General features: G+C 66.9%; 14 protein-coding genes and 1 tRNA gene. 7 read left to right on the forward strand and 8 right to left on the reverse strand.

Features of this window, described 5'->3' with window-relative positions:
* Nucleotides 1-79: 79 nt before the first annotated feature.
* Together BMZ45_RS15425 and ubiA are read right to left on the reverse strand one after the other, a co-directional pair.
* Nucleotides 80-604: a Rid family hydrolase gene (locus BMZ45_RS15425; protein ID WP_091637424.1), complete on the reverse strand. Its 525-nt coding sequence runs from the start codon at nucleotides 602-604 to the stop codon at nucleotides 80-82.
* A gap of 76 nt (nucleotides 605-680) precedes the next feature.
* On the reverse strand, nucleotides 681-1604 hold the full coding sequence (ubiA, locus tag BMZ45_RS15430) for a 4-hydroxybenzoate octaprenyltransferase (RefSeq protein ID WP_091637425.1): 924 nt from the start codon (nucleotides 1602-1604) through the stop codon (nucleotides 681-683).
* A 143-nt stretch (nucleotides 1605-1747) separates the two neighbouring features.
* Here ubiA and BMZ45_RS15435 point away from each other — a divergent pair.
* The 5 genes from BMZ45_RS15435 to zapE all read left to right on the forward strand — a co-directional run bounded on the left by BMZ45_RS15435 (nucleotide 1748) and on the right by zapE (nucleotide 6196).
* A tRNA-Arg gene (locus BMZ45_RS15435) sits at nucleotides 1748-1824 on the forward strand.
* 112 nt (nucleotides 1825-1936) lie between these two features.
* Complete coding sequence (locus BMZ45_RS15440) at nucleotides 1937-2452, forward strand: c-type cytochrome (RefSeq protein ID WP_091637760.1); 516 nt, start codon at nucleotides 1937-1939, stop codon at nucleotides 2450-2452.
* A 138-nt stretch (nucleotides 2453-2590) separates the two neighbouring features.
* Entirely contained in the window at nucleotides 2591-4396 is a 1806-nt protein-coding gene (locus tag BMZ45_RS15445) for an ExeM/NucH family extracellular endonuclease (protein ID WP_091637426.1), read from the forward strand.
* Nucleotides 4397-4434: 38 nt separating this feature from the next.
* Nucleotides 4435-5103 (forward strand): alpha/beta hydrolase, encoded by a 669-nt coding sequence (locus BMZ45_RS15450; protein ID WP_091637427.1) that lies wholly within the window; start codon nucleotides 4435-4437, stop codon nucleotides 5101-5103.
* Nucleotides 5096-6196, forward strand: coding sequence for a cell division protein ZapE (gene zapE / locus BMZ45_RS15455; RefSeq protein WP_091637428.1), 1101 nt, complete (start codon nucleotides 5096-5098; stop codon nucleotides 6194-6196). Before BMZ45_RS15450 ends, zapE begins: the two co-directional genes overlap by 8 nt.
* 1088 nt (nucleotides 6197-7284) lie before the next feature.
* Here zapE and BMZ45_RS15460 read toward each other — a convergent pair.
* The gene (locus BMZ45_RS15460; protein WP_091637429.1) at nucleotides 7285-9627 is read right to left on the reverse strand and encodes a TonB-dependent receptor plug domain-containing protein; all 2343 of its coding nucleotides are present in this window, start codon (nucleotides 9625-9627) and stop codon (nucleotides 7285-7287) included.
* A gap of 169 nt (nucleotides 9628-9796) precedes the next feature.
* On the opposite strand from BMZ45_RS15460, the gene BMZ45_RS15465 reads away from it, so the two are divergent.
* A complete protein-coding gene (locus BMZ45_RS15465; RefSeq protein WP_091637430.1) occupies nucleotides 9797-10930 on the forward strand; it encodes a phytase in 1134 nt (377 codons plus the stop codon).
* Nucleotides 10931-12563: 1633 nt separating this feature from the next.
* Here BMZ45_RS15465 and BMZ45_RS15470 read toward each other — a convergent pair.
* The 3 genes from BMZ45_RS15470 to BMZ45_RS15475 form a co-directional block, all read right to left on the reverse strand.
* Complete coding sequence (locus BMZ45_RS15470; protein ID WP_139215530.1) at nucleotides 12564-13007, reverse strand: hypothetical protein; 444 nt, start codon at nucleotides 13005-13007, stop codon at nucleotides 12564-12566.
* 92 nt (nucleotides 13008-13099) lie between these two features.
* Complete coding sequence (locus tag BMZ45_RS21315; RefSeq protein WP_139215531.1) at nucleotides 13100-13402, reverse strand: hypothetical protein; 303 nt, start codon at nucleotides 13400-13402, stop codon at nucleotides 13100-13102.
* 15 nt (nucleotides 13403-13417) lie between these two features.
* Complete coding sequence (locus BMZ45_RS15475) at nucleotides 13418-14320, reverse strand: LysR family transcriptional regulator (protein WP_091637432.1); 903 nt, start codon at nucleotides 14318-14320, stop codon at nucleotides 13418-13420.
* A 115-nt stretch (nucleotides 14321-14435) separates the two neighbouring features.
* Between BMZ45_RS15475 and BMZ45_RS15480 the strand changes: the two genes are divergently transcribed.
* Entirely contained in the window at nucleotides 14436-15455 is a 1020-nt protein-coding gene (locus tag BMZ45_RS15480) for a zinc-dependent alcohol dehydrogenase family protein (protein WP_091637433.1), read from the forward strand.
* A gap of 384 nt (nucleotides 15456-15839) precedes the next feature.
* Here the strand turns inward: BMZ45_RS15480 and BMZ45_RS15485 are convergent, their stop codons facing one another.
* The gene (locus BMZ45_RS15485; RefSeq protein ID WP_139215532.1) at nucleotides 15840-16112 is read right to left on the reverse strand and encodes a hypothetical protein; all 273 of its coding nucleotides are present in this window, start codon (nucleotides 16110-16112) and stop codon (nucleotides 15840-15842) included.
* Between the two features lie 33 nt (nucleotides 16113-16145).
* Nucleotides 16146-17492, reverse strand: coding sequence for an APC family permease (locus tag BMZ45_RS15490; RefSeq protein ID WP_091637435.1), 1347 nt, complete (start codon nucleotides 17490-17492; stop codon nucleotides 16146-16148).
* Nucleotides 17493-17661: the final 169 nt, after the last annotated feature.

Below are 17661 nucleotides of genomic sequence, written 5' to 3' on the forward strand. Positions count from 1 at the left end.
AAAAAAACAGGAGAGAAGCCTGAATTGGTCTTCACGTCGTCCGCCCAGCGGCGCCGGCGGCGCCCCACGCGGCGCCCTATCAGGGCTTGGGCGGCGGGCTCGGCCGGGGGATGTCGGCGCGCGGGCGGCGGCCGGAGCCGATCACCGCTTCGGCACGGATTTCCATCGACGCGCCTTTCGAGAACAGCGCCGTGGTGCCGACCGCGGTCCAGGCCGGGTAATGGTCCTTGAAGAATTCGCGGTGCACTTTCAGCACCGGCTCGACCACGCGGCGGAACTCTTCGTGGTTCTGGGCCACATGGAAGCTGTTGAGTTCGACCACGTCCTCCAGGCTCGCGCCCGCCTGCTTGAGGTGGGCCTCGAGTTGCTGGAAGGCCCAGCGGATATTGGCTTCCTCGTCGGGGCCCGAACGCGAGGGAATGCCCGACACGATCACCCGGTCGCCGACGCGCAGCACCGGCGTGTAGTGGATGTCGTGATAGGACCCCTCCCAGCCGGTCGGCGCGAGGTGCTCGCGCGTGGGCGCGGCGGCGCTCGGGGTTTCGGCGGCGTGGGCCGCGGCGCACAGCATGGACAGCACCAGCACGACGGGCAGACGCGGCATCGCAGCACTCCGGTGACGGACGGTGCCGCGATTGTAGGCACGGGGCCGGCGCGAAGACTGCGCCGGGCCCGACGCTTCAGGCCGCGGCCGCGCCGCCGCCCAGGGCGTAGTCCAGCGCCAGGCCGGCGAACACCGTCAGCCCGACCCAATGGTTGTGCAGGAAGGCCTTGAAGCAGGCCGCGCGATCGCGGCCGCGCGCGATCGCGAATTCGTAGATCACCAGCACGCCCGCCAGGCCCAGGCCGCCGTAGTACCACACGCCCAGCCCGGCGCGTTGCCCGGCCAGCGCCAGCGCGGCCAGGAACAAGGCGTACAGCACGCCCTGGGCGATCAGGTCCAGCTCGCCGAACAGGATGGCGGTGGACTTGGCGCCCATCTTCAGATCGTCCTCGCGGTCGACCATCGCGTACCAGGTGTCGTAGGCGGTGGCCCACAGGATGTTGGCCGCGTACAGCAGCCAGGCCACCGCCGGCACTTCGCCGCGCACCGCCGCGAACGCCATCGGGATGCCCCAACCGAAGGCCATGCCCAGGTAGACCTGCGGCAGATAGGTGTAGCGCTTGAGATAGGGATAGCTGGCGGCCAGGATCACGCCGATCACGCTCATCAGCACGGTCAGGCGGTTCAGGCTCAGCACCAGCGCGAACGCCGCCAGCATCAGCACCGCGAACACCATCAGCGCCTCGCGCCCGCGCACCTCGCCGGTGGCCAGCGGGCGGTGCTTGGTGCGCTCGACGTGCGGGTCCAGCCAGCGGTCGGCGTAGTCGTTGATCACGCAGCCGGCCGAGCGGGTCAGCCAGACCCCGGCGCTGAACACGAACAAGGTCCACAGCGGGGGCACCCCGCGCGCGGCGATCCACAGGCCCCACCAGGTCGGCCACAGCAGCAGCAGCCAGCCGATCGGGCGGTCGCCGCGGACCAGCTTCCAGTACAGCCCCAGGCGGACTTTCCAGGCCGGCGGCGGCACCGATTCGGGGGTTTCGTAGCGCTCGTAACTCATCCGATCAGAGTACCAAGCCCCGCAAGCGCGCCGCGATGCCGGCCGTTCGCCGCCGCCGCGCCACGTCCTGGCGCGTTTGCGGCTAGAATGCCGGTCCCGCGTGGCCCCGACTTGACCGGTCGGAGCGCCGGGATCTCAGCCAGGCGCCCGTAGCTCAGCCGGATAGAGTAGTGGCTTCCGAAGCCATTGGTCGGGGGTTCGAATCCCTCCGGGCGCGCCATTCTCATGTCTACGGCATGGGAGCCGGCTTTATACTGGCGCGCGGCCGCACCTCGGTGCGGTTCTTGTTGATGGCTCCGCATGCCCGGCCGGGTGTGCGCAATAGGTGGATCGTGCGCAATTACGACCTCGAATTCCTGAAGAAATTCTCGATGGTGATCGGCTTCCTGATGCTGGTCACCCTCGGGCTGATGATCGCTGCCTACTTCGTGCACCAGCAGATCCCGCCGGAGATCGACCCGGCCGTGGTCAAGCGCACCGAGCAGCGCATCGCTCCGGTCGGCGCGGTCTACGCCGGCACCACCGGCGCGTCGGCCCAGGCCGCCGCCAAGGCCGCCGCGGCCGCCAAGGCCGCTTCGCAGGTCGCCTACGGCGGCACCACGGACGGCGCGGTGATCTTCGACAACCTCTGCGCGGGCTGCCACAAGTCCGGCGCCGGCGGCGCGCCGACCCTGGATCAGGCCCATTGGGGTCCGCGTCTGGCCAAGGGCAAGGACACCCTGCACAAGCACGCCATCGAAGGCTTCACCGGCACCACCGGCATCATGCCGCCCAAGGGCGGCAACCCGGCCCTGACCAACGAGCAGGTCTCGGCCACCGTCGACTGGATGCTGGCCAACCTGAAGTAAGCGCGGCCGCATCGCGCTGCGCCAACGACGCCGCCTTCGGGCGGCGTCGTCGTTTCCGGGCCGCGCGCATTACGGGACCGTAATACGGATACGCCCGATCCGTTCGATAATGCGCGACCTCTCCGTGGCGCCCACGCGATGCCTGCCTTCCGTTCCCGTTCCGCCGCCCTGCTGCTGCCCTGTCTGCTGCTGGCCGCCTGCGCCAGCCTGCAACGCGATCCGCTGCGCGCCGACGGCATGCCGTCGACGCCGATCGGCAGCGTGCAGGGACATGACGCGGCCAGCCCGCTGGTCGGGCGTCGGCTGGTGATCGAAGGCACGGTGACCGCGGCGCTGACCGGCGAGAACGACCGCTTCGTGGGCTGGTTCGTGCAGGACGGCGGCGACGACGACGAGGCCAGCTCCGACGCGCTGTTCGTGCGCGCCACGCCGGAGGTGTCGCTGCACACGGGCGACCGCGTGCGCGTGATCGGGCGCGTGCTCGAACTCGACACCGGCCGCGGCAGCCACCTCACCGCACTGGATCCCGAAGCCGCGCGCGTGCTCGGCCCCGGTCGCACCGAGACCCTGGTGCTGGACGCACCGCCCGCGGACTGGTCGCGCTACGAAGGCATGCGCATCGGCATCGGCCGCGCCCTGACCCTGGCCGACACCGACGACATCGCCCAGGACGGCCGCGCCCTGGTCGCCTTCGACGGCCCCTTGTGGCAACCCGGCGAACGCGCCGCGCCCGGCAGCGACGCCGCGCGCGCGATCGCCGCCGACAACGCCCGCCGCCGTCTGTGGCTGGACGACGGCCGTATCGTCGGCGCGCCCGCGCTGGACGCCGGCGTGCTCCCGCCCGGCTACGCGCAGGCGCGCAGCGGCAGCACGTTGGAAGGCGTGGAAGGCGTGCTCGACGCCCGCGACGGCGGCTGGCGCCTGCAACTGACCGCCACCCCGACCCTGCACGCCGCCGCGCGCGAACCGGCGCCGCAGGCCGGCGACGCCAGCGACCTGCGCATCGCCGCGTTCAACCTGGAAAACCTGTTCAACGGCGACGGCCACGGCGGCGGCTTCCCGACCCCGCGCGGCGCCCGCGACGCGGTCGAGTACCAGCGCCAGCAAGCCAAACTGATCGCGACCATCCAGGGCCTGAAGCCCGACGTCGCGGCGCTGATGGAACTGGAGAACGACGGCTACGGCCCGGACTCGACCCTGGCCCAACTGGTCGAAGGCCTGCGCCGCGACGGCGGCGACTGGCGCTTTGTGGCCACCTGCCACCTGCCCTGCGCGGCCGACGCGCGCGGCCCCGGCAACGACCAGATCCGGGTCGGCCTGATCTACCGCGCCGACCGCGTCGCCCCGCGCGGCGCCGCCGTCACCCTGACCGGCGGCCCCTTCGACAGCGGCAGCCGGGTCCCGCTGGCTCAGGCCTTCGTCGCCCTGCGACGCGGGCGCCCGGCCGGGCCGGCCTTCACGGTCGCGGCCAACCACTTCAAGTCCAAGGGCTGCGGCCAGCAGGCCCAAGGCGCGGACCGCGACGCCGGCGACGGCGCCGCCTGCTGGAACGCCCTGCGCACCGAATCGGCGCGCCGCCTGGACGCCTGGCTGAAGACCGACCCCACGCATTCCGGTAGCGATCTTGCCGTCATCCTCGGCGATCTGAACGCCTACGCCGAGGAAGAGCCCGTGCGCACCCTGAAGGACGCGGGCTGGCGCGACGCCTTCGCCGTGGCCAAGGTCGCGCGCCCCTACAGCTATGTCTATAAGGGCGAGCTCGGCCGCCTCGACCACGCCCTGCTCAGCCCCCGCCTGGCCACCCAGCTGCGCGGCGCGGTGGAATGGCACATCAACGCCGACGAGCCGCTGTCGGCCGGCTACCGCGCCGGCGCCGACGGCCCCTGGCGCAGTTCCGACCACGACCCCCTGCTGCTGACGTTCCGCCTGGCGCCGGCCCGCTGAGCGCCGGCCCGCTCACCACCGCTCGGTATGATGCGCGCATGACCACCCCCGCTTTCCCCGGCGACGCCTCGACCGCGCTGAGCCTGACCGGCCCGGCCGGCGCCCTCGAGGCCATCGTCGAAGCCGCCGAAGACACGCCGCGGCCGCTGGTCGCGATCGTCTGCCACCCGCTGCCCACCGAGGGCGGGACCATGCACAACAAGGTCGTGACCATGACCGCGCGCGCCCTGCGCGAGAGCGGCGCGGCCACGGTGCGCTTCAACTACCGCGGCGTCGGCCAGTCCGAAGGCGAGTTCGACCAGGGCCGCGGCGAAGCCGACGACCTGCGCGCGGTCGCCGCCTGGGTGCGCGCGACCCGTCCCGACGCCCAGCTGTGGCTGGCCGGTTTCAGCTTCGGCGCCTACGTCTCGCTGAAGCTGGCCGACGAACTCAAGCCCGGCATGCTGATCTCGATCGCGCCGCCCGCCGGACGCTGGGATTTCGCCGGCATCGTGCCGCCCGACTGCCCCTGGCTGGTGATCCAGGGCGAGGCCGACGAGATCGTCGACCCGCAGGCGGTCTACGCCTGGATCGACAGCCTCAAGCAGCCGCCGGACCTGGTGCGCATGCCCGACACCAGCCATTTCTTCCACCGCCGCCTGATCGATCTGCGCGGCGCGATCAAGAACGGCATCAAGCCCTACCTGCCTGCGCATCCGCATGAGTGAAGCCACCGCGGCGGCGCTGCCGTCCGCCGCCTATGCCGCCGGCGTCGCGCGCGGCGACTGGAACGACGACCCCGCCCAGCACCCCGCGCTGCGCGAACTCGACCGTCTGCACACGATCCTGAGCGAGCCGCCCAGGCGCGGCCTGTTCGACGGCCTGCTCGGCAAAAAGGCCGAGACGCCGAAAGGCCTGTACCTGTGGGGCGGCGTCGGGCGCGGCAAGACGTTTCTGATCGATCTGTTCTTCGACGGCCTGCCGATCCGCGAGAAGCGCCGCACCCACTTCCACCGCTTCATGCGCGAAGTGCATGCGCAGCTGCGCGCGCACGCGGGCGAGAGCGACCCCTTGGCCAAGATCGCGCGCCAGTGGCGGCGCGAACTGCGCGTGCTGGTGCTGGACGAATTCTTCGTCATCGACATCGGCGACGCCATGCTGCTGGGCCGCCTGCTCGAACGCCTGTTCGCCGAAGGCGTGGCGCTGGTGACCACGTCCAATACCGCGCCGCCCAATCTCTACGCCGAAGGCCTGCAGCGCGACCGCTTCAAGCCCGCGATCGCGCAGATCGAACAGCACTGCCAGGTGCTGCTGCTCGACAGCGCGCACGACTACCGCCTGCGCGCGCTGACGCGCTCGCCGGTGTACCGCACCCCGCTGGACGCCGAGTCCGACGCCTGGCTGGGCGCGCGCTGGAAAGAACTGTCGATGGCCTGCCCCAAGGAACAGGGCCCGCTGCACATCGACGGCCGCGACATCCCGGTGCGCGGCCTCGCCGAAGGCCACGCCTGGTTCGACTTCGCCGCCCTGTGCGAAGGCCCGCGCGCGGCCAGCGACTACATCGAAATCGCCACCGAGCATCACACCGTGCTGCTGGGCGACATCCCGCTGTTCGACGGCCGCAACGAAGACCCCGCGCGCCGCTTCGTCACCCTGATCGACGAGCTGTACGACCGCCACGTCAACCTGGTCTGCACCGCCGCCGCTGCGCCCACCGAGCTATACCGCGGCCACAAACTGGGCGGCGCCTTCGAACGCACGGCCTCGCGCTTGATCGAGATGCAGTCGGCGGAGTATCTGGCGTTGGAGCATCGGGGTTGAGGGGCATTGCAGGCATTGGTCGCGGCCTTGAGCGTCACGGCGGATGCTTTAAGGCCTGATCGGGCTGCAAGAGCAAATCCCCCTTAATCCCCATTTTTCAAAGGGGGAAAGGTGCTGGACTCAGATCACTTCGGGTACGTCTCCACGCGCGGTGGTGCGGAATAACTGTGCCGCATCGTGTGCATAACTCGTGCCATAAGGCCATGCATCTCCTGCCTCGTCACCACACGTATCCATTGCGCACACACTCCCGCAACAACCGACTCCGTTACCCTGCCGCTGGATGGAGCTGACGCAATAGGAGGGGGGAATGGGAGGATTAAGCCTGTGGCACTGGATCATCGTTCTGGGCTTGGGCGGCTGCTTCGCCTTGGTGGTGATCCTGATCATCGCCTTGTTGCGCATGCGCCGCGATAACTGACCGTGCGCGGCGCCGAGGCCGTCGTTGTGGCGCCTCAACCCGTAGGGTGCGGTGAGCGCAAGCGAACCGCACCAACGCAACTTCGGCACGGTCGCGAACCTTAAGGAAGCGCGTCTATGGCCAAACCCCGCTGGTCGCGGAGGCCACGACGATGCGGTTCGCTTGCGCTCACCGCATCCTACGATGGAGCGAACCCCGCGTGCGACGACCGCTGACCGTTGCGCCCGCGCCGCGCGATGGCCGTAGGGTGTGGTGAGCGCAAGCGAACCGCACCGGCGCAGCTTCGGCACGGTCGCGAACCTCAAGCAAGCACGGCTATAGCCAAAAACCGCTGGTCACGCAGGCCACAACGATGCGGTTCGCTTGCGCTCACCGCATCCTACGATGGAGCGAACCCCGCGTGCGACGACCGCTGACCGCCGCGCCCGCGCCCGCGCCCGCGCCCGCGCCGCGCGATGGCCGTAGGGTGTGGTGAGCGCAAGCGAACCGCACCAACGCAACCTCGGCACGGTCGCGCACCTCAAGCAAGCGCGGCTATGGCCAAACTCCGCTGGTCACGCAGGCCACGACGATGCGGTTCGCTTGCGCTCACCGCATCCTACGCAGGCCGAACTCCGGGCGCGACGACCATCGTCCGCCGCACCCAGCCCCAGTTCGTATGGGTCGCTCAGAACCGATAACGCGCGATCAGTTGATACACCGGCCCGGCCTGCTCGCTCTCGCGCTCATACTCGTCGTAATCGCGGTCGATCTGGTCGGCCAGGTTGTCGAACTTGTTGAAGCTCTCCTGCTTCTTGGCATCCAGCAGGTTCGAGCCGGTCAGGCGCAGCGAGAAGTTCTCGCCGAAGCGCTTCTCCAGGAACACCTCCAGATCGGCGCCGTAACGCGTGGTCACTTCCTCGGCCAGTACGCGCGAGCGCACATCGCCCTGGCGACGGTAGCTGGCGCCGAAGGCGATGCCGTAGTCGGCGATGTCGTGGATGAAGCCGACGTTGTAGACGTAGCGCGACTGGTTGTTGAAGCGGCGCTCACCCAGCTCGTCGTCCACCGAGCTGTCCAGCCAGGAATAGTTGGCGAACACGCCCGTGTTGGGCAGGCCCAGCGCGGTCAGCGGCGTGGACAGGTCGAACTCGATGCCGTAGACGTAGCCGTCGCCGACATTGGCGGCGGTGTAGACGAAACTGTCCGGATCGAACTGCGGATAGCCTGGCGTGGCGGGCGTCGCGCCCGGATGGTCGTCCAGGAACTCCTCCAGCTCGTCCTCGTAATCGTCGCGCGAGGTCGCGCTGGGTTCGCCGGTGTTGGCGATCTCGATCAGGTCCTTGACGTCGCGATAGAACAGGTTGACGCCGACGATGCCGTGCCGGCCCAGGCGGCGCTCGAAGCCCAGGTCCAGGCCCCAGGCGGTCTCCGGGTCCAGCTGCGGATTGCCGACGAAGTCGTTGTCGCCGTATTCCTCTTCCAGGGTCAGCGGCAGAATGTAGTTGAAGTTCGGGCGACGCACCGTGCGCGCCAGCGACAGAGTGATGCGGTCGTTTTCGCTGACGTTCCAGCGCAGGTGCGCCGACGGCAACAGGGTCGCGTAGTCGTTGGAGGCGCGCTCGTCGTCGTTGCGCACGTCCACGTCGGTGGTCTCGTAGCGCAGGCCCGCTTCCCAGTCGAAGGCGCCGCCCTTGCCGGAGAACATCAGATAGGGATCGACCCGGCGTTCCTCGATGGTGCTGCGGCTGCGCTCGAAGTCCGCGTACGGCGGCAGCGGCGCGCCCTCGTCGTCGCTGTCGACCTCGCTGGTGCGCAGGGTGGTCTCGCGGTTCTTGGCGGTGGTGTCGACGCCGAACTCCAACCGCACGCCGCCGCTGAGATCGCGCTGGTGCGACAGCGACGCCGTGCGCTCGCTGTCGACCTGATCGGTGAGGATGCGAGTGCCCTCGCGCTCGTCGAACGAGGGCGGCGTGTCGTCGTCGTCGAAACTGCTTTCCTCCTCGGTGTCGGTGTGCTCGTCCTCGAAGCGGGAATAGCCCAGGTCCACGGTGGTGCGGCCGCCCAGCATGTCGAAGCGGTAGCTGCCCGACAGCGCCAGGTTGTTCTGGTCGATGTCCACGACCTGGTCGTTATCCGACAACAGGTGCGCGCGGTCGTTGAGACGGGCGTCGTTGTATTCCAGCGAATGCTCGCGCTCGGTGCGGTCGGTGCGCACATACAGGCCGCTCAGCGACAGCCGGCCGCTGCCGATGTCGCGGGTGTAGGACAGATTGGCCGAGTAATCGGTGCCGTCGCGGGTGTCGGTCTGGTTCTCGGCATCGGTGAAGTCGCCGCCGGGCTCCTCGAAACGGTCGCTGCGCTTGAGCTTGGGGTTGTAGCGGCCCTGCACGTTGAAGCCGCCGAGCAAGCGGCCCTCGCCGACCTGGCCGCCCATCACCGCGCCGGCCGTGCCCTTGACCTCGCCGTCGTCGAAACGCAGCGCGCCGGCGCGCAGGTAACCGCCGTCGAACTCGTAGGCGTCGCGCAGCACGATGTTGAGCGCGCCCGCGACCGCGTCGCCGGAACGATTGGCGCTGGGGCTGCGGATGATCTCGATGCGCTCGACCAGTTCGGCCGGGATGCGGTCGACGAAGAAGGAACGGTCGTCGCCCGCGCCCGGCACCTTCTTGCCGTTGATCAGGATCTGGGTGTAGGCCGAATCCAGACCGCGCAGACGCGCGCCGTCGTACTCCAGCACGTCCGATACGAAGGTCACGCTGGGCACGCGCTTGAGCATGTCGCCCACGGTCAGCGGCTCGAAGCGCTGGAAGTACTCCAGGTCGTAGGACAACGTCGGCGCGACCGCCTCGGTGCGATTGCGATAGACGATCTCGCCCTGCACCACCACGGTATCGAGATCGCGCGCATCGGCGGCGGCGCTGGCGGCGGTGGTGCTGGCGGTCTGCGCGAGCGCGCCACCGGCGACGGCGAACAAAGCCGTGCCGGCGAGCGCGCGCGCCAGGCCGATGGCCAGGAGGGTCTTGGTCATTGCGGGTGTCCGCTTCGGGGAAGCGCGACTATCTACGTCACCTGCATGGCGGGACGATGACACCGCGCGCATTTGCCTCCGACAGGCCGATGTCCGCAAGCTGTCATCTGCACCGGCTACGCTCCGCGCGCCGCGGGCCGTCGCTCCGCTCCCATCCAACGAGACCCTCATGCGCCTGCGTATCGCGCCGCCAGTCACCCTGCCTTTGATCGGTTTGTTGCTGTTGTCCGCCTGCGCCAGCGGCCGTGTCGAACGCGAGCCCGACGAAACCGGCGCCGAGCCCATGCTGGCGACCGCGAACGTGCCGCACCAGGTGATCCGCGAAGCCTTCCTCACCGCGCGCACGCCGGAAGAGAACGTGGACTCGCCCGCCTCGTGGATCGCGCCCGACGGCCGCGTGCTGCTGCTGGCGACCTCGAAGAAGACCAGCCGCCTGATGATCTACGACGGCGACACCGGTACCGACCTGCGCCGCTACGGCAGCGCCGGCGCCAAGCCCGGCCAGTTCCTGCGCCCGAACGGCATCGCCATCCACGGCGATCGCGTCTACGTGGTCGAGCGCGACAACCACCGCGTACAGGTACTGCAACTGCCCGGCCTGGAATCGCTGGGCAGCTTCGGCAGTGCCGAACTCAAGCAACCCTACGGCTTGTGGGTACGCGACAACGGCGACGGCCGCGTCGAAGTGCTGGTCAGCGACGCCTACATGGCCGGCGAAGACGCCAACGGCGACGAAATCCCGCCGCCACTGGCCGAGTTGAACGCACGCTACAAGCGCTACCAGGTCGGCACCAGCGCTGGCGCGTTCGAAGCGCGCTACCTCGGCGCCTTCGGCGATACCACCGAAGCCGGCGCTATCCGCGTACCCGAATCCCTGTGGGGCGACGTCGCCCACGACCGCCTGCTGATAGCCGAGGAAGACCTGAAGACCGGCACCGCCGTGCGCGAGTACGACCTGTCGGGCAAGTACCGCGGCCGCACCCTAGGCTTGGGCCTGTTCAAGGCGCAAGCCGAAGGCATCGCCCTATGGACCTGCCCCGACGGCAGCGGCTACTGGATTGCCACCGACCAGTTCAAAGACCGCAGCCTGTTCCACGTCTTCGACCGCCAGACCCTCGCCCACCTGGGCGCGTTCTCGGGCGAGATCGTGGGCAACACCGACGGCGTGTGGCTGCAGCAGCACGCGACGAAGCGCTTCCCGCAAGGCGTGTTCTACGCCGTGCACGACGACATGGGTGTGGGCGCGTTCGACTGGCGGGATATCGCCAAGGCGTTGTCTTTGCGCGAGAGTTGCAGCGGCTGAAGCGCTACCGTCTGCCTGATGCCGGTCCGGCAGCGCGGTTGAAAGCCCCAGAAACGAAGAACCCCGCGAGCGATTGCGGGGTTCTTTGTTTCCACGCCATGGAAGCCGGCATCACTGCTGCGGATCAGGGCTTGGAAAGTGCACTCTGGCCCCTGTTCGCTGGAGCCGATCGCGCGCTTGGCCGCACGCTTCTCGCGCCGCGACAGCGAATTGAATCCATATACGAGACCGGGGGCGTACAGTTCCCAAGTCACGTCGCAACCGCTCGCCGCAGCCGTTGTAGACGCAGAAATGTAGGTTGCGACAGCATCACCCCCGATCTCAATCCATGAATTGAGGGTCACCTAATCGACCATACTTGGCTGCCTTCTGCTTATCGGGCTTCAAGCCCATCCGCCCCCCCATGTAAGCGATAGATAGGTGGGTGCAAGCCAGCTTGTTGCCCGCGTGGCATGCAGTGCGAAGCCACCCGACAGCCTCGTCATTTGCACCGTCTTCCGCACAAATAATCGCAGCTGCATGTGCAGCTGCGCTTGACCCTTGCTTCGCTGCAATGACGTAGTACCTCTTCGCCTCATCACGAGAACCGGTCGCCAAGTAGTGTTCCGCGACCGCCATCGAAGCGTCCCTATCCCCTCGTTGACTTTTGATGTCCGCCGACGCAAGTTCGGGTTCCGTCAGAGTCCTCATAGCTTCCTCGGGCCAAGTTCGTAGAACCATTCAGGTTTAATAAGCAGATAGCCAAGTGGGCCGCAGGTTCCGTTCCAATCAGCGGCGGCGGTATTCCACGCGAGCTTCTTTGCGGTCAATTCATAGTCATATACTCCAAGAACATGTTCCAGCGCGGTCTGAGCGTCGATCTGAAAGATGTTGAAGAGCTTCTACTGGTGCGCTTGAACTCCGACAAAAATTTGTCGCCGGACAGTTCACGCGGCGTCCGAATATAGATTCCGCCCGCAATCAGCACGGCGACGGAAATCGGAATTGCTATAGGTATCTTCATTTGAGCCTCAAGAAAGAAGGGGCAGAGCGGAATTTCTCAAGAAATCGACTCTGACCCCTGCTTCGTGGTCGCCTAGGAGATACCGGCAACCTGCTTGCGGTTGCATGTGAGACCGTACTCCGAGCCCGTTTCTCCTACTTTGTTGGGATTGCAGCCCAGCGAACGGGATCTCATGTCCTTCGACCGTCTAGAAATTTCTTCTCAACAGCCTTAGCCCTGGAGGCATGTTGAAGATATATACGATCAATTGGACTAATAAGTGTGCAGTTCGCATCCAGGAGAAATCCAATGAAATCTTCTGGGGAACCGATGTATTTCCCTGCGCGGCGAGCCCCCTCCTCAAGCAGCAAGCTCATCGGGATCGCCCCTAACTTTAGGAAATCATTGACAACCGCAGAATCGCCTTCCTCCAAGATGATCACAGCCAGCTCCAACGTGGAGCACGCCCGCAATGCGGCGACTATCTCTTCATTAACAGTCACAAGGGCTTAACCTCATTACAAAGTGCAATCTGCAACCCAGAATCAACGCACAACATGATGTTCTGAAGGCAGAGCGCCACGATAGCGCTCTGCTGTGAAACCAAAGTCTCGTACGCAACTTCACCGAGCAAGGGGGTGCTCGGCACTGCTACCGGGAGAACAGAAGGCGTCGTTTTATCTCGTCGTACTCGCGATCCCGCCCTCGATCACATACCTCTAGGGGCTCTCCGTAACGCTCAATGGCATCGACCAAGTCAAGCAACTTACCGGTCTCGTTCCCCATAGCGACCTTCGTGACAACCAGGCCCTTCGCCAGGCAGATGTCTACGGTATCCCTCGGTGATTCCAGGAGATACGCGATGTATGCATCGACATAGAAGTCAAAGGCGACGTCGCCCATCCAGGCCAAGTCCTCTATGTAGACATGGTCAAGTTCTCTGAACAGAGCAACACCTTCTTCGAGTGATTTTCCGAAGAAATGCTCATACGCAACTCGTTCATCCAACTGGACCAGGTTGCTCGGACTAATTTCCAGCAAGGTCGGGATGCTCAGAATACGTCCTCCATAAAGCATAGACCGACCCTTGCGCATCACTCGTTCCTCGCGATTTACCCACAGGACGACCTCGGCACCTAATGAGTTTCGAGCCGGTGGAATCGGCCCACCTCTAGATGCTGAGTCAGTCATTGCCGTCTGACTCTTGGCGCCCCGAGATCTATCGTCGCGTCGCGACCAGGCGTTCCCTTCGCGATTTCCAGGCCATCGCAGATCAGTTTCGCGACCAGGCCGCTTGTCGGTGGACGAACAGCATATGCCTCATCGAATCGCCCGCTGACCGCAAGATCCGAGATGACTTTTCCCCGCTGCGTAACCACCAACTCGCAAGCATGCGATTCCGGAGCCACTCCCACCACCTTCAACCGAAGGTCCCCCATGCACGCGGCCAGGATCAGCAACGACGCGACACTCAGAATGCGCAGATTCATGGACATGGCTCGCTGCTACTTGCCGATGATCTTCGGGATTTCTTCGACCATCGCATCGATCGCGACCCGCGTCTTGGACGGAAGATAACGCGACTGCGGCCACACTGCGTGCACGTCGTTGGGAAACACCAACTCGTGGCCCATTACGCACTCCAGCTCGCCGCTGGCGAGATGGCGCGACAGCATCCAGCACGGCAACCAGGCCAGGCCGACACCGGCGATCGCGGCATCGGCGATCGCCTGCAGATCGTCCATGCGCAGCCTTACGTCCATGCGCGGTTCGCGCACGCCGTCACCATCGCGCACCTTCCAGCGCAGGTCCTGGCCGGCACGGCCGTAAACGATGCAAGCGTGACCATCCAGCGCTTCGGCGTTCTCCGGCCGGCCGCGTTGGGCCAGATACGCGGGCGATGCGCCTATGCCCATGCGCTGCGTGCCCAGACGACGCGCGACCAGATTGGCGCTGTCCGGCAACGGGCCTATGCGTACGGCCAGGTCGATGCCTTCCTCGAGCAGATCGGCGACTCGGTCGCTAAAAGTGATTTCCACCTGCAGCTCCGGATGCTGCTGCGCCAGCCTCATCAGCACCGGCGCCACGCAATGGCGCCCGAACAAGACCGGTGCGCTCACCCGCAAGCGGCCGCGCGGCTCGCGCCGTCCGCTGTCCAGGGCGGCTTCGGCCGCGTCCAGCTCGGCCAGCGCACGCACGCAACGTTCGTAGTAGGCCTGACCGTCTTCCGTGAGGCTCTGTCGGCGCGTGGTGCGATGGAACAGGCGCGCGCCCAGGCGCCGCTCCAGGCGCGCCACGCTCTTGGCCACGGCGGAGCGGGTGAGGCTCATGCGTTCGGCCGCGACCGCGAAGCTGCCCGAATCCACGGCCTGCACGAAGGCAGCGATGCCGGTGAGTTTGTCGTCCATTGGCGCCTAATGGGATACAGACTAGCGATTGATTTGAGCCACCGGGGCCCATGAGGCGACTATATCGTATGGATCCCCGTCCGGACCGCCCGGACCCCCTACGGAGATCCACCCCATGCAGGCTTACCACCTCGTCAGCGGCGCCCAGGTTGCCGGCTTGGAGCGCGTCGAGCGCCCCGCCCCGATTGCGGGGCCGAACGAAGTGCTCGTGCGCACCCATGCCGTGTCCTTGAACTATCGCGACCTCATGTTCGCGCGCGGCCAATACGGCGCGATCGCCAACCGACCGACGATCCCGGTCGCCGATGGCGCGGGCGAAGTTATCGCGATCGGCAGCGGTGTCACCCGCTTCAAGCCTGGCGACCGCGTCATCAATGCCTACTTCCCCGACTGGATCGACGGCCGGCCGACGCCGGTCAAAACGCGCGACTCGTTCGGCGCGCAGATCGACGGCGTGCTTGCCGAACAGTTCGTCGCGAATGAGGACGCGCTGGTCGCGATCCCGTCCCACCTCGACTATGCCGAAGCGGCCACGCTGTCCTGCGCCGGCATTACCGCCTGGAACGCTATGTTCGTCGAGGCCGCGCTCAAGCCCGGCGACAGCGTGCTGCTGCTGGGCACCGGCGGCGTTTCCATCCTCGCGTTGCAGCTGGCCAAGGCCGCTGGCCTGCGCGCCATCGTCACCTCGTCCAGCAACGACAAGCTGGAACGCGTGCGCGCCCTGGGCGCCGACGCCACCATCAACTACCGCGACACGCCGGAATGGCAGAACGAAGTGCTGCGCCTGACCGGCGGCATCGGCGTCGATGCCGTGATCGAAGTCGGCGGCGAAGGCACCCTGGCCCGATCGATCCAGTCCACGCGTATGGGTGGCACCGTCGCGGTGATCGGCGGTGTCACCGGCTTCGGCGGCACCGAGGTCGACCCGCTCGCACTGATCGTCGGCGTGAAGCACCTGACCGGCATCTTCGTCGGCAGCCGCGCGATGCTGGACGCGCTGGCTCAGTTCGTCGAGGTCAATCGCATCGCGCCGGTAGTCGACCGCGTGTTCGATTTCGAACAGGCGCGCGAGGCCTATGAATACCTCGATGCGGGCAAGCATTTCGGCAAGGTTGTGGTGCGGGTGCGGAGCTAAGCGCTTAAGGGCCGCGGGCTTGCGTCGGAAAACCTCTTCCGCCAAGCCCGCGCGCCTGTTCGCTTTGAGCACAAACTGGTCAATGCCGATATATACGACTTCCCCGTGCCCTCGGCGTTTCGGACCTCCAGATCACTCTTGGGGACGCAGTACCTCATCGGCACGATCGGCCGTGAGTAACTCAAGCAAAACATATGCTGGTCTTCGAAGTACAGGAGCCACGACGAGTAGCTGTAGCTGTCGCTTTCTAGAACCAGCGGCTTCAACTGATCGCCAGAGATGTGAACTTCCCTTGTCAGATAGAGCCAGCCGATTGTCATGACGAGCGCCGCAATCCCCGCGGCTGCCAACACTTACGCATAGTCGGCATGTTTCTTGCTCTCGCTACGGCAACTGCAATTCCGGATGCTCGGCCAACCAAATCGCCGCAATAGCGTCAGGGCCTCTCATCCTCCATTCCCAAGCTTCTTCCAACGTTAGACGCCGGATGCCGCTCATGTATAGGTCTGTTTGCCTGGGATAGCTGCCGTCGAACAGCGACACGCCCCATGCGAAACCTGCGTCGTCGAGGCCCAAGCACAGGCAGGGATGGAAGAACGGATCTTCGTAGATCTCGCCCGGCTTCAATGGGTTCGCTTCGTTAGGAATATCTGGCATCAATCGCTGTCTCTACTGTCAACGACGTTACAACTAACGTCGCTGTCCCCGCCAAACCCGCAACCCCGCATACACCAACACCAACACCGCCAGCGACGCCCCGATCGCCGTCCACTCCCGCAACGTCATCGTCGCCAGGATCGCCACCATCGTGAGCACCGCGATCAGCGGCACGATCGGGCCGCCCGGCAGCACGAAGGGCGCGCCGCGTTCGCGCAGGTCGATGCGCTGGGCGCGCCAGGCGGCGATGGAGACGGCGGCGAAGACCAGGCAGATCGCGCCGCCGGAGATCAGGGCCAGGGATTCGAAGCTGCCGCCCAGTGCGAGCACGGCGCCAACGGCGGCGTGGGTGAACAGCGCCAGACGCGGCACGCGGTGCCTGGCGTCGACGCGGCCGTAGGCGTGCGGCAGGTAGCCGTCGCGGCCCAGCGCGAACAGCAGGCGCGAGGACGCGAACAGGTTGCCCATCAGGAAGCCGGTCATCGAAACGCAGGCGGTGATCAGCAGCAACGCGCGGCCCGGCGCCCAGATCGCGCCGGCGGCGTCGGCGATGGGGGCGCCGCTGGCGGGCAGCGCGGCGCCCAGCGTGCCTTGGCAGACCACCTGCAGGCCGATGTACAGCAGCACCACGATCGCGATCGCCGACAAGGTCGCGCGCGGCACGTGGCGCGAGGGGTCGCGCACTTCGCCGGTCGGCACCAATGCGGTTTCCATGCCCGAGTAGGCGAACACCACCAGTACCATCGCGCTGCCCATCGCGCTCCAGGAGCCGATACCGCTCCAGGCCACGTGCTGCCAGTCGACGAACAGCAGGCCGAACGAGGCCAGCAGGAACAGCGGCGTGAGCTTGAGCGTGGCCAGCAGCACGATCATGCGTGCACCCAGCTTCACGCCGAAGGCATTGAGCGCGAACAAGCCCGCGTACACGCCCAGGATCAGCAGCGCGCGCGGCAGCGGTTGCGCGAACGCGGGCCAGGCCTGCGCGACCTGGCCCGCGAGCGCGGCGGCGACGCCGGCGCTGGAGGCGGTGTTGCAGATCCACATCAGGGCGCCGGCGACGAAACCGGCGAACGCGCCGTAGGCGGCGCCGACGTAGGTGTAGGGCCCGCCGGTGGCGGCGGCGCGGCTGCCGACGGCGGAAAAGCACATCGCGATCGGCACGATCGCGATCGCGCCGGCGATGAAGGCCAGCGGCGCGGCGCCGGCCAGGCGCGAGGACAGCAGCGCGGGCAGCATGAAGATGCCGGCGCCGACGATGATGTTGATGATGGAGGCGCCGAGCTGGAACGGCCCCAGCGCGCGCACCAGCGCGGCGTCGCCCTGCAGCGCGGCCGAAGGCGCGGGAGCGGACCCGTCGGCGGGCGTGGCGGCTGTGCTCATGGCAGGTCCCCGGGAGGCTGCGTCGCAGCCTCGCACGGCCGGCGCGCAAAGGCGAGACCGCGCGGGCCCCGCAGCGGCGGAGTAAGCCGCGATCCGCGTTCGACAAGTATCGCCACGGCGCGATGCGTGACGGCGTGGATCGCGACTTACTCCGCAGCTGCGCGGGCGG

This window comes from Lysobacter sp. cf310 (assembly GCF_900114355.1).
Taxonomy (GTDB): domain Bacteria; phylum Pseudomonadota; class Gammaproteobacteria; order Xanthomonadales; family Xanthomonadaceae; genus Lysobacter.

Coding starts and splice junctions, on each gene's coding strand:
- BMZ45_RS15425 (WP_091637424.1), bottom strand. CDS start 604: ATGCCGCGTCTGCCCGTCGTGCTGGTGCTGTCCATGCTGTGCGCCGCG.
- ubiA (WP_091637425.1), bottom strand. CDS start 1,604: ATGAGTTACGAGCGCTACGAAACCCCCGAATCGGTGCCGCCGCCGGCC.
- BMZ45_RS15445 (WP_091637426.1), top strand. CDS start 2,591: ATGCCTGCCTTCCGTTCCCGTTCCGCCGCCCTGCTGCTGCCCTGTCTG.
- BMZ45_RS15450 (WP_091637427.1), top strand. CDS start 4,435: ATGACCACCCCCGCTTTCCCCGGCGACGCCTCGACCGCGCTGAGCCTG.
- zapE (WP_091637428.1), top strand. CDS start 5,096: ATGAGTGAAGCCACCGCGGCGGCGCTGCCGTCCGCCGCCTATGCCGCC.
- BMZ45_RS15460 (WP_091637429.1), bottom strand. CDS start 9,627: ATGACCAAGACCCTCCTGGCCATCGGCCTGGCGCGCGCGCTCGCCGGC.
- BMZ45_RS15465 (WP_091637430.1), top strand. CDS start 9,797: ATGCGCCTGCGTATCGCGCCGCCAGTCACCCTGCCTTTGATCGGTTTG.
- BMZ45_RS15470 (WP_139215530.1), bottom strand. CDS start 13,007: ATGCGCAAGGGTCGGTCTATGCTTTATGGAGGACGTATTCTGAGCATC.
- BMZ45_RS21315 (WP_139215531.1), bottom strand. CDS start 13,402: ATGAATCTGCGCATTCTGAGTGTCGCGTCGTTGCTGATCCTGGCCGCG.
- BMZ45_RS15475 (WP_091637432.1), bottom strand. CDS start 14,320: ATGGACGACAAACTCACCGGCATCGCTGCCTTCGTGCAGGCCGTGGAT.
- BMZ45_RS15480 (WP_091637433.1), top strand. CDS start 14,436: ATGCAGGCTTACCACCTCGTCAGCGGCGCCCAGGTTGCCGGCTTGGAG.
- BMZ45_RS15485 (WP_139215532.1), bottom strand. CDS start 16,112: ATGCCAGATATTCCTAACGAAGCGAACCCATTGAAGCCGGGCGAGATC.
- BMZ45_RS15490 (WP_091637435.1), bottom strand. CDS start 17,492: ATGAGCACAGCCGCCACGCCCGCCGACGGGTCCGCTCCCGCGCCTTCG.